Source organism: Nitrobacter sp., assembly GCF_047149785.1.
GTDB lineage: Bacteria > Pseudomonadota > Alphaproteobacteria > Rhizobiales > Xanthobacteraceae > Nitrobacter.
Genome location: NZ_BAAGBE010000002.1, coordinates 1 through 11,201 on the forward strand (window position 1 = coordinate 1; position 11,201 = coordinate 11,201).

The following is an 11,201-nucleotide window of genomic DNA, read 5'->3' on the forward strand; positions in this document are numbered from 1 at the left end:
ACAGGCTGCGCATCAGTTCCGCGGCCGACTCCGCCGCCGGCATCATATCTCCTACATTCATAGTATTGAATTTATACTCCTTGAATGTTATGTGCAAGGTGTCCGGCCTTCCGAGAGGTCGGCGCAAGGTTCAAAGGACAGTTTGCTCCTGCCTTGAACCAGATCAAGACGCAATGCGCGATGTCAGGGAAACTCGGCGGATAAATCGGAGGAATAGTCCATGTCTCACATTGTCGTTCTCGGCGCGGGCCTCGGTGGAACCATCATGGCCTATGAGATGAAGACCAAGCTGAGACGCGACGACCGTCTCACCGTCGTCAATCTCGGCTCGACCTATTCGTTCGTGCCTTCGAATCCATGGGTCGCCGTCGGCTGGAGACAGCCGGCGGATATCGAAGTCGACCTTGCTCCGGTGCTGAAACAGAGAGGCATCGAACTGCGGCCGGAGGGGGCCAAACGCGTCGAGCCGGCTGAAAATCGGATTCAACTCAACGACGGCACATCCATTACCTACGACTACCTGATTATCGCCACCGGACCTGACCTTGCCTTCGACGAGGTGCCGGGACTGGGCCCGACTGCCCATACCCAGTCCGTCTGCCAGACCGATCATGCCCTTCAGGCCAAAGTCGCATTCGACAAACTCGTCAAGACGCCGGGACCGGTGGTGATCGGCGCCGTGCAAGGCGCATCCTGCTACGGCCCGGCCTATGAATTCGCCTTCATCCTCGAAACGGCCTTGCGCAATGCGCGGGTCCGCGACCGCGTGCCCATGACCTTCGTGACGCCGGAGCCCTATATCGGCCATCTCGGGCTCGACGGCGTCGGCGACACCAAGGGCCTGATCGAAAGCCAATGCGTGACCGCCACATCAAATGGATCACCAATGCGCGCACGACCAGGGTGGATCCTGAAAAGCTCGTCGTCGAGGAGGTCAACGACGACGGTTCGCTCAAGGCGACACACGAACTGCCCTTCGCCTTCTCGATGCTGCTGCCGGCCTTCCGGGGCGTCAAGGCCGTTCATGGCGTCGAGGGTCTGACCAATCCGCGCGGCTTTATCGTGATCGACAAGCACCAGCGCAACCCGGTCTTCCCGAACGTTTTCGGCGTCGGCGTCTGCGTCGCCATTCCGCCGGTCGGCAAGACCCCGCTCGCGGTCGGCGTGCCGAAGACCGGTTTCATGATCGAATCCATGGTCACCGCCACGGCGGAGAACATCGCTTCGCTCCTCAAGGGCGAGCAGCCGAAAGCGGTCGCAACCTGGAACGCGGTCTGCCTCGCCGACTTCGGCGACGACGGCATCGCTTTCGTCGCCCAGCCCCAGATTCCGCCGCGCAACGTCAACTGGTCGTCGCAAGGCAAATGGGTCCACGCAGCCAAGATCGGCTTTGAGAAATACTTCCTGCGCAAGGTACGCCAGGGCAAGGCCGAGACCTTCTACGAAAACCTCGTCCTCGACATGCTCGGGATCAAGAAGCTGAAGGAAATTCACGTGGAGACGGCCGAACAGGCGCAGTCTTGAAGCAGAGGAGAAACGACAATGACGATCGATCGCGCCGTGATGATGTTTGCCGGCTTCATGGTTCTCGTCTCGCTGGGGCTCGGATTTTACGTGTCGCCCTGGTGGTTTCTGCTCACGGGTTTCGTGGGCCTGAACCTGATCCAGGCGTCGGTCTCAGGCTTTTGTCCCGCGGCCATGGTCTTCAGAAGGCTCGGCTGCCCGGCCGGCGTCGCATTCAAATAACGACCAGGCTTTTTCCATCCGATGGCCGGGCGAAACTCGTGATCGCTCCGTGAAAGCTGCACGCTCATGCATCGACCGATCTTGCGCTTCCTGACAGCCGTTCTCGCCGGCGCCGCGATCGCCGGCGCGACCGCGGCCAATGCCGGTGAATTCGTCGTCAAGGCCACGACGATTCCCGAGATGAAGGCCGTTTTCGGCCAGGTCGAGAGCCGCATCGTGGTGCCGGCGCGTGCCCGCATCGGCGGCTCGGTGCGCGAGCTTCGCGTCACGCAGGGCGACGAAGTCAGGGAAGGACAGGCGATCGCCGTCGTCGTCGATGACAAGCTCGCGCTTCAGCTCAACGCCGCCGACGCCAAGATCGAGGCGCTCAACTCGCAGCTTTCGAATGCACGCGTCCAGCTCGAGCGGGCGCAGCAGCTTCGGGCGAGCGGGTCGGGCACGCAGGTCAGCCTCGATCAGGCCAAGATGCAGTTCGAGGTGACGACCAATCAGGTGTCTGCGGCCAAGGCGGAGAAGACCGTCATCGAGCAGAGCGCGCGCGAGGGCACCGTCTTCGCGCCGGCGACGGGCCGGGTGCTCACGGTCCCCGTCACCCTCGGTTCGGTGATCCTGCCCGGCGAGGACATCGCCCGCATCGCGCCGGGTCCGTATTATCTGCGGCTGTCGCTGCCGGAGCGTCATGCTGGCGAGATCAGACAGGGCGCCGACGTGACGGTCGGCGCGCGCGGGCTCACCGCGCCGGGCGGGCTGTCCGCCCCGCATCGCGGCCGTATCGTCAAGGTCTATCCCGAGATCACCGACGGACGCGTGATCGCGGATGTCGAGGTCGAAGGGATCGGCGATTATTTCGTCAACGAGCGCACGCTGGTGTCGATCCCGGTCGGCAAGCGCACGGTGCTGCCGGTGCCGCCGGCGGCGATCCGGACGATGCACGGCGTCGACTACGTACGCCTCGTCACGTCCACCGGAGAAATGGATGTCGCCGTCATTCTGGGCGAGGCCGTCGAAGAGGGCGGCCAAAGGCGCACGGAAATCCTTACCGGCCTGCACGACGGCGACCGGATCATGCTGCCATGAAGCTCGGGCTCGCCGGCAACCTCACCCGCGTCTTCATCGCTTCCCCGTTGACGCCGCTGTTCCTGCTCGCGTCCCTTGCGCTCGGGCTTGTCGCGCTGATCTCGCTGCCGCGCGAGGAAGAGCCGCAGATATCCGTGCCCATGGTGGACATCCATGTCGCTGCCAATGGGCTGAAGGCCGAGGACGCCTTGAAGCTCGTCACCGAGCCGCTCGAAACGATCGTCAAGAGCATCGACGGCGTCGAGCACGTCTACTCCCAGACCGAGGACGACGGCACCGTGGTGACGGCGCGGTTCAAGGTCGGCACCAATCCGGACGCCGCCATTCTTCGCGTGCACGAGAAGGTCCGGGCCAACATGAACCGGATCCCGGTCGGGATTCCGGAGCCGCTCATCGTCGGCCGCGGCATCGATGACGTGGCGATCGTGGTGGTGACGCTGCGCCCGACGCCGGATGCCGCCGCGCGCTGGACCGCGAACGGGCTGACACGGCTGGCCCGCGAGCTGCAGGTCGAGGTGTCCAAACTGCCCGACGTCGGCCTCACCTACATCGTCGGCGAGCAGCCGGAGCAGTTTCGTGTCGAACCCGATCCGGAAAAGCTCTCGCTCTACGGCATCACCCTGCAGCAACTCGCTGCCAAGATCGAAGGCGCCAACCGTTCATTCCGCATCGGCACGGTGCGGGAGGATACGCAGCAACGCGCGATCGTCGCCGGGCAGTCCCTGCAGGCGTTGCCCGAGATCGGCAATATCCTGCTCACGGCGCGCGACGGCCGCCCGGTCTATGTCCGCGACGTCGCCAATGTCGTGCTTGCAACCTCGCCGGCCGAAAATCGCGTCACCGACATCCGCAAGACGGCAGATGCCGGCCTTGAACGCGCGCCCGCCGTTTCGCTCGCCATTGCCAAGCGTCCCGGCACCAATGCGGTGGTGATCGCCGAGGAGATCGTGCGGCGGCTGGAGCAGGCACGCGGCCAGATCTTCCCGTCGGATGTCGAGATGACGATCACGCGCAACTATGGCGAGACGGCGAACGAGAAGGCCAACGAACTTCTGTTCCATCTCGCCCTCGCCACAGTGTCGATCGTGGTGCTGGTCGCCGTCGCCATCGGCTGGCGCGAGGCGCTGGTGGTGGCGGTGGTGATCCCGACCACGATCCTGCTGACGCTGTTCGCCTCGTGGATCATGGGCTACACGCTCAACCGCGTCAGCCTGTTCGCGCTCATCTTCTCCATCGGCATTCTGGTGGACGACGCCATCGTGGTGATCGAGAACATCGCCCGCCACTGGGCGATGCGCGATGGCCGCCCGCGCGCGCAGGCCGCGATCGATGCGGTGGCCGAGGTCGGCAACCCGACCATCGTCGCGACGCTGACGGTGGTGGCGGCGCTGCTGCCGATGCTGTTCGTGTCCGGCATGATGGGACCCTATATGAGCCCGATTCCGGCCAACGCCTCGGCGGCGATGCTGTTCTCCTTCTTCGTCGCCGTCATCCTGACGCCGTGGCTGATGATGAAATTCGGCGGTCGCCGTGCAGCCTTTTCAAGCGAAGCGGAATCCGGTTCGCGTCCGGAAAACGTATCAAAACAACAATCTGGCGCGACCGGCGGCGACCACGAGAATGCGGGCGGCGGTCGCTTAGGCCGCATTTACGTTGCGGTCGCAAGACCCATCCTTGCTTCCCGCTGGCGGTCCTGGACTTTTCTTCTGGTCGTCGGCTTTGCCACGCTGGCCTCGCTCGGATTGTTCTACACCAGGCATGTCACGGTGAAGCTGCTGCCGTTCGACAACAAGGCCAATCTTCAGGTCGTGCTGGACCTGCCGAAGGGCTCGTCTGTCGAGGATACCGACCGAACGCTGCAGGCGATGGTCGATCGCCTGGCATCCGTACCCGAAATTGTGTCGTTCCAGACCTACGCCGGCACGGGTGCGCCGTTCGATTTCAACGGGCTGGTGCGGCACTATTATCTCCGCTCCAGTCCCGAGCAGGGCGATATTGCCGTGAACCTGCTCGCGAAAGGCGACCGCGCGCGCGCCAGCCATGCCATCGCGCTTGAACTCAGGCAGCGCCTGAGCGGTCTCGATCTGCCGAAGGACACCGTGGTGAAGGTGATCGAGCCGCCTCCGGGGCCGCCGGTGCTGGGCACGCTGCTTGCGGAGATCTACGGTCCTACCCCCGACACCCGGCGCGCGGTCGCCGCCAAGGTGCGCGCGGCGTTCAAGAGCGTGCCGTTCATCGTCGATGTCGATGACAGCTATCACAACCAGGCTGAGCGCGTGCGCGTCGCCATCAATCAGGACAATCTCGAATATTACAGGGTCGAACAATCTGACGTTTACGATACGCTGCGCGATCTCTATGGCGGCACCACGGTCGGCTATTCCCAGCGTGGTGGAGGACGCTATCCGATCGTCATCCGCCTCGCGCTGCCCAAGGCGAACGCCGTGATGGATGCGCGCGCGCTGACGACACCGGTGCCCGCCAACGCGCTTCCCGGCGGTCGTGGAGTGGTCGAACTCGGCGATGTTGTCAGCGTCACCCGTGAGCCGGCGTCCTGGCCGATCTTCCGGCACAACGGCCGCTCCGCCGAAATGGTGCTGGCGGAACTCGCCGGTGCCTATGAAGCACCGATCTACGGCATGCTGGCGGTGCGTGATGCGATCGACCGGATCGACTGGGGCAACCTTCCGAAGCCCGTGATCGCCCTGCACGGTCAGCCGGACGACGAAACCCACCCGACCCTGTTGTGGGACGGCGAGTGGGAGGTGACCTGGGTGACCTTCCGGGACATGGGCGCGGCTTTCATGGTGGCGATCCTCGGGATCTATATCCTCGTCGTCGCACAGTTCGGCTCGTTCAAGTTGCCGCTCGTCATCCTCACCCCGATCCCGCTCACCTTCATCGGCATCATGCTCGGCCACTGGTTGTTCAACGCGCCGTTCACGGCGACCTCGATGATCGGCTTCATTGCGCTGGCCGGCATCATCGTGCGCAACTCGATCCTGCTGGTGGACTTCATCCGCCATGCACGCCGGCCCGGCCGGCCGTTGACCGAGGTGCTGCTGGAGGCCGGCGCAATCCGCTTCAAGCCGATCCTGCTGACCGCGATCGCGGCGATGATCGGCGCGGCCGTCATTCTCGCCGACCCGATCTTCCAGGGGCTCGCCATCTCGCTGTTGTTCGGCCTCGCATCATCGACGGCGTTGACCGTGCTCGTTATCCCGGCAATTTATGTCGTGCTGAGAGGAGACAGGCCGGCGCGATAGCCGCGAACGGCGATCACGCGCGCCGCGCCGAACATCCGACGTCGCGGGCCAAGAGTCGCGGGCCAAGACCGGGTGACGGCGATTTTCGGGGATTCGCGATATTCCCCGATATAAAGGGGATGATGGTAGCGAGAGAGGGACTCGAACCCCCGACCCCAGGATTATGATTCCCGTGCTCTAACCAGCTGAGCTACCTCGCCACAGTGTTCACGACGAAAGCCGTGAACGCGCGGCATATAAAAAGCCGCTCAATGGCGTGTCAAGCAAAGCCGACCGATATGCCGGTTTATTGCTGGGGGCTTATTTCGGCCGCACGTTGGGATCCCCGCCGGGGCTGCCGGGTGGCGGAATAACCGGCGTATTGCCGCCTTCCGGGGTCGGCGCGCGCATCTCCGGATCGACGCCCGCGGGCGGACACAGCACGCCGTCGGATTTCGCCAATTTGTCCCCGAGCGGCTCCCCGGGTTTGCCGGTCGTCGTTCCGCTCGGCGAGGCCGTATCGTGAGGCGCACAATTGCCTGCGTTCGGGGACGGAGCCGGCGTCGTGGCAGGGGGTGCGCCCGGCGGCGGCGCCTGTGCAAAGGCGATCTCCGGAAGCGCAACAAGGGCGACCAACACAAATAAGGACCTGACTGTCATCCGCATGGGGTGGCAACGAACGGCGACAGCCGATGTTCCGCCGGAACCGAGGATCAGGATTTGCGATAGCGGATCAGCGAGAAGTGCCCCATCGGCGGCATCGGGCGACGCTCGAAGAGCGTGACGCCGCCATGCTTCGCAGCCCAGTTCACAAGGCGCTGCCACGGAAATTCGGGGCGCCAGCCGAGCCGCCGGGCCAGAGGCGCAAACGCCAGTTCGAACAGACGGCGGAACCCGCGCTCGGCGCCGATGTGATTGACGAGAATCAATTCGCCGCCCGGCTTCAGCACGCGGACGAAGTCGTCCAATGTCGCTTCGGGGTCCGGCACCGCCGTGATGACGTATTGCGCCACCACCGCATCGAAAAACGAATCTGCAAAGGCGAGATTCCTGGCGTCCATCACCGCCAGCGTTTCGACGTTTGTGAGATTGAGCGCACGCACGCGCTGCTGCGCCTTGCGCAGCATCGGTTCGGAAATGTCGACGCCATACAGTTTCGTGGTAGAGGCATAGTCCGACAGCGACAGTCCGGTGCCGACACCGACGTCAAGGATGCGCCCCCCGATCGTATCGGCTATGGCGATGGTGGATTGACGGCCCGGATCGAAAACCTTGCCGAACACGAGATCGTAGACCGGCGCCCAGCGGCCATAGGCCTTCGCGACGCCGGCGCGGTCGATGTCGTTGCCCATGCTGTCCGCGCGTCCCGAACCCTATCCGCGCAGTTCGGCGGCGAGAGGTGCCACCGGCGTGCCGCTCTGCATGGCCGTTCCGCTTGCGCGCTTCGCCATGGCACGCGCGATGAACCCGCCGCCGAGCACCCGCGCCTGCCCTTCCGGCCCATCGTAGAACACGCAGGCCTGACCGGGCGACACGCCCTCCTCGCCGGCCACGAGTTCGATCTCATAGCGGCCGTCGATGGCGCGCAGCCACGCCGGCTGGGGCTTGCGGGTCGAGCGGACCCGCACGAACAGTTCGAGTCCTGCGCCCACGGCGCGATCGAGCGCGCCGTCGCCGATCCAGTTCACGTCGCGCAGCACGATACGATGCATCTTCAACGCTTCGCGCGGTCCGACAACCAGACGCCGGTTGGCGGCATCGAGACTGAGGACGTAAAGCGGCGCGCCGGAGGCGATGCCGAGGCCACGGCGCTGTCCGACCGTGAAATGCACGATGCCCTCATGATGGCCGAGGACATGCCCGTCGAGATCGACGATGTCGCCCGGCTCCAATGCGTTCGGCTTCAGCCGGCTGATGACGTCGGTGTAGCGCCCGGTCGGCACGAAACAGATATCCTGGCTGTCGTGCTTGTCGGCAACCGACAGGTCGAAGCGCCGCGCCAGTTCGCGGGTCTGCGCCTTTGTCATGTCGCCCAGCGGAAAACGCAGAAAATCGAGTTGCTCGCGCGTGGTGGCAAACAGGAAGTAGCTCTGATCGCGATCCGAATCCGCCGCGCAGAGCAGCGCACGCGAGCCGCCAGCCAGACGGTGTGAGGCGACGTAATGACCGGTCGCCAGCGCGGTGGCGCCAAGCTCGCGCGCGGTGGCGAGGAGATCACGAAACTTGACCAGACGGTTGCACTCGATGCAGGGCACGGGCGTTTCGCCCGACGCATAGCTGTCCGCGAAATTCTCGATCACGGTTTCGCGGAAGCGGCTTTCATAATCCAGCACGTAGTGCGGAATGCCGAGGCGTTCGGCAACGTTGCGGGCGTCATGAATGTCCTGGCCGGCGCAGCAGGCTCCCTTGCGATGGGTGGCCGCGCCGTGATCGTAGAGCTGCAGCGTTATTCCGACGACATCATAACCCTCGGACTTCAACAGCGCGGCCGTCACCGACGAATCGACACCGCCCGACATGGCGACCACGACCCGCGTATCCTGAGGACGGCCTTCCAGATCCAGACTGTTGAGCATTGATCCCGTCATACATGAGATCGCGCAAGGTCGCACGCCTTGCCGATCGGAGACTTTCGCGGTGTTCCGGAGCGGGAATTCCGTTCCGTCCGGCCGACCGAAAGACCAGCTTTTGTATAGTAATATAGTTCGTATTCCTGCGAGGCAATCACGGCCGGATGACGGCGCCGGACCAGCGGCAAATCTTGCCGCCGGGCAGAAAGCAAGCAGCCGAACCGGCCGGGCCGACGGCTGGACATGCTGTATAACTCATTGAATATACTCATCATAAGTTCAAACCGGACGATGGCCCGGTCCTTGCTGCTCGCTTGGCACCCTATCGCGAGAGGTTGCCTGTGCTTAGCGTGACACCAGAAGCCGCCACCAGCGCGTCGTTACCGAATACGCGGCAGAGGCCCGAGCGGGACGACCAGCCGATGGGGAACTCTTTTGAGGCCCTGGTCGACATCAGCGCACAGGCCTCGCAGGCTCCGGCCGCGCCCGCGTCGAATTGGTCCGATCAGCATGCCATGCGTCCCGAGCGGCTTTCCAACGCCTCCGCTCCAGACCGCACTGTGCCGATGGATAACAATGCACCGACACGTGGTTCCCAGCCATCATCCACCGCACAGCAAGCCAATTCGAGCGCGGAACCAGCCACCGGAGCTCAGAAGTCCGATGCCGGCACGAAGGCATCGAACGCCGGACACCATCATGGGACCAAACACAGAGATACCGAGGTCGCCGGGGACGCTTCCAATCCCGCGCTGACGACCCCGGACGTCACAACCACAGACGCGGGCACCTCACCGCAAGTCGCGGTGGCGCCGGTTGCGGTCGCGGTTCCGGTCGCGACACCGGTGGCCGCGACACCGTCGGCGGCTGCTGCGTCCGCCGGGACCGCAGCCACCGATTCGGCAAGCGCATCAACCGGAGCCGCCGGGGCCTCGGCTGCTGACGCCGCTTCCGCTAGTCAAGCCGCGCTGGCGGGCCCCGATTCCAGCGCGGCCGCGGATACGGCCGTTGCCACAGCAGCATTCGTGAAAGAGGCGACAGTCCCGCCGGCTTCCCAGCAGGCCGCGCAGGCAACCGCCGTGCTGACCCTCGGAGCCGCGGTCGCCGCGGCGACACCGGCCACCGCGAAGGCGGGCACAAAGACAGCGGACAATGCGCAGCCGGCCAAGACGGCCGCGTCGGTCATGACCGGTCTCCAGCCTCCACCAACGACCTCGGATGCATCAGCGCCGTCAGCCGCCTCCGCGAGCCCGAACGCGCCGCACGACGCCACGCTCGGCGAGCACAAGCATGATGCCGCCGCCAGCGACAGCACAAAGCCGGCCCCATCCGATACCGGCACGCCCGCGACGCAGCAGGGAGCAGCAGCACCGCAGCATTCCGCCCAGGCGACCGACGCCAGCGCGGCGCAGCCGCAACCCGACAACGGTCAACCGCAGGGCATCAATAGCGCCGTTGCGCAGCCGCAGGCGCAATCCAGCGCCGCGCCAACGCCTGCAACGCCGCAGTACAATGTCGCGGTCGCCGCTGGCGCCGCTGTGCCGTTGAACGGACTGGCAGTCCAAATCGCGGTCACGGCACAAAGCGGCAAGAGCCGCTTCGAAATCCGGCTCGACCCCGCCGATTTGGGCCGCATCGATGTCCGCCTCGACGTCGACCGTCAGGGCCGGGTCACATCTCATCTGACCGTCGAGAAGCCGGAAACGCTTGCAATGCTGCGGCAGGACGCGCCGCAACTCCAGCGCGCGCTGCAGGACGCGGGCCTGAAGACCGGCGACGGCGGCCTGCAGTTCAGCCTGCGCGATCAATCCTCGCAGGGTCAGACCCCGCGCGACGATACCGGCCGCAATGCGCAGCGCCTGATCGTGACCGAAGACAACGTCGTTCCGGCGGCGGCGGGACGAAGCTATGGCCGGGTGCTCGGATCGAGCGGCGNATCGCCGCCAAGGGCGAAATCATGCTGTCGAAAAACCGCGCCGACGACGAACTGGTGTACTGATGGGCGCTCCGGCAAAATTCCTGTTCGATACGGACTTTTCGGTTTCGCATAAATCCAACGAGCGTGCGCCCACGGCTCCGGAGATCGCGCAACAGATCGCGGCCGCCGAATCCAGGGCCTATCAGAACGGGTTCGATGCCGCGCAGCGCGAAGCCAGGGTGCAGAGCGACCGCCGTATCGCGCTGGCGATCGAGAACATTTCCGCCGGAGTCAGAGCAATCGCCCAAAGCGTCGCAGGCGTCGAAGCGCGGATGGAGACCGAGGCAGTCGACGTTGCCGTCGCCGTCGCACGCAAATTGTGCAGCGAGTTGATCGCCGCCGAACCCTTGACGGAGATCGCCGCGCTGGTCTGCGACAGCTTCCGGCATCTGGTGTCAACGCCGCATCTCGTGGTGCGGATCAACGATCAACTCTATGAGACGGCGCGCGAGCAGATCGAGCGCATCGCCAAACAAAACGGGTTCGCCGGACAACTCGTCATCCTCGCCGAACCCGACATCGAGACCGGCGATTGCCGAATCGAGTGGGCCGACGGCGGGATCGTGCTGGAACGCGCGGCCATCG

Annotated in this window: 8 protein-coding genes, 1 tRNA gene and 1 pseudogene; 6 read left to right on the forward strand and 4 right to left on the reverse strand. The window is 64.8% G+C overall.

Annotated elements, in window-relative coordinates; genetic code table 11:
* Nucleotides 1-220 precede the first annotated feature (220 nt).
* The 4 genes and pseudogenes from ACMDCM_RS16820 (at nt 221) to ACMDCM_RS16835 (ending at nt 6,089) form a co-directional block, all read left to right on the forward strand.
* Nucleotides 221-1,524 (forward strand): annotated as a pseudogene (locus tag ACMDCM_RS16820) (NAD(P)/FAD-dependent oxidoreductase).
* An 18-nt stretch (nt 1,525-1,542) separates the two neighbouring features.
* Nucleotides 1,543-1,746 (forward strand): YgaP family membrane protein, encoded by a 204-nt coding sequence (locus ACMDCM_RS16825; protein WP_412774795.1) that lies wholly within the window; start codon nt 1,543-1,545, stop codon nt 1,744-1,746.
* Between the two features lie 66 nt (nt 1,747-1,812).
* Nucleotides 1,813-2,823, forward strand: coding sequence for an efflux RND transporter periplasmic adaptor subunit (locus tag ACMDCM_RS16830; protein ID WP_412774796.1), 1,011 nt, complete (start codon nt 1,813-1,815; stop codon nt 2,821-2,823).
* Complete coding sequence (locus tag ACMDCM_RS16835; RefSeq protein ID WP_412774797.1) at nt 2,820-6,089, forward strand: efflux RND transporter permease subunit; 3,270 nt, start codon at nt 2,820-2,822, stop codon at nt 6,087-6,089. Before ACMDCM_RS16830 ends, ACMDCM_RS16835 begins: the two co-directional genes overlap by 4 nt.
* 123 nt (nt 6,090-6,212) lie before the next feature.
* Here ACMDCM_RS16835 and ACMDCM_RS16840 read toward each other — a convergent pair.
* From ACMDCM_RS16840 to mnmA, 4 genes are all read right to left on the reverse strand, one after another.
* Nucleotides 6,213-6,289 (reverse strand) — tRNA-Met (locus tag ACMDCM_RS16840).
* A 100-nt stretch (nt 6,290-6,389) separates the two neighbouring features.
* A complete protein-coding gene (locus ACMDCM_RS16845) occupies nt 6,390-6,728 on the reverse strand; it encodes a hypothetical protein (protein WP_412774798.1) in 339 nt (112 codons plus the stop codon).
* 53 nt (nt 6,729-6,781) lie between these two features.
* The gene (locus ACMDCM_RS16850; protein WP_412774799.1) at nt 6,782-7,420 is read right to left on the reverse strand and encodes a class I SAM-dependent methyltransferase; all 639 of its coding nucleotides are present in this window, start codon (nt 7,418-7,420) and stop codon (nt 6,782-6,784) included.
* Between the two features lie 21 nt (nt 7,421-7,441).
* The gene (mnmA, locus tag ACMDCM_RS16855; protein ID WP_412774800.1) at nt 7,442-8,644 is read right to left on the reverse strand and encodes a tRNA 2-thiouridine(34) synthase MnmA; all 1,203 of its coding nucleotides are present in this window, start codon (nt 8,642-8,644) and stop codon (nt 7,442-7,444) included.
* Between the two features lie 1,178 nt (nt 8,645-9,822).
* On the opposite strand from mnmA, the gene ACMDCM_RS16980 reads away from it, so the two are divergent.
* Together ACMDCM_RS16980 and ACMDCM_RS16865 are read left to right on the forward strand one after the other, a co-directional pair.
* A complete protein-coding gene (locus ACMDCM_RS16980; RefSeq protein ID WP_458575143.1) occupies nt 9,823-10,689 on the forward strand; it encodes a flagellar hook-length control protein FliK in 867 nt (288 codons plus the stop codon).
* Nucleotides 10,637-11,201 (forward strand): FliH/SctL family protein (locus ACMDCM_RS16865; RefSeq protein WP_412774802.1); only part of this gene is annotated, 565 nt, incomplete at its 3' end. The genes ACMDCM_RS16980 and ACMDCM_RS16865, both read left to right, overlap by 53 nt.

Excerpts from the sequence above, each read along its gene's own strand:
- ACMDCM_RS16825 (WP_412774795.1), top strand. The coding sequence starts at position 1,543 with ATGACGATCGATCGCGCCGTGATGATGTTTGCCGGCTTCATGGTTCTC.
- ACMDCM_RS16830 (WP_412774796.1), top strand. The coding sequence starts at position 1,813 with ATGCATCGACCGATCTTGCGCTTCCTGACAGCCGTTCTCGCCGGCGCC.
- ACMDCM_RS16835 (WP_412774797.1), top strand. The coding sequence starts at position 2,820 with ATGAAGCTCGGGCTCGCCGGCAACCTCACCCGCGTCTTCATCGCTTCC.
- ACMDCM_RS16845 (WP_412774798.1), bottom strand. The coding sequence starts at position 6,728 with ATGACAGTCAGGTCCTTATTTGTGTTGGTCGCCCTTGTTGCGCTTCCG.
- ACMDCM_RS16850 (WP_412774799.1), bottom strand. The coding sequence starts at position 7,420 with ATGGGCAACGACATCGACCGCGCCGGCGTCGCGAAGGCCTATGGCCGC.
- mnmA (WP_412774800.1), bottom strand. The coding sequence starts at position 8,644 with ATGCTCAACAGTCTGGATCTGGAAGGCCGTCCTCAGGATACGCGGGTC.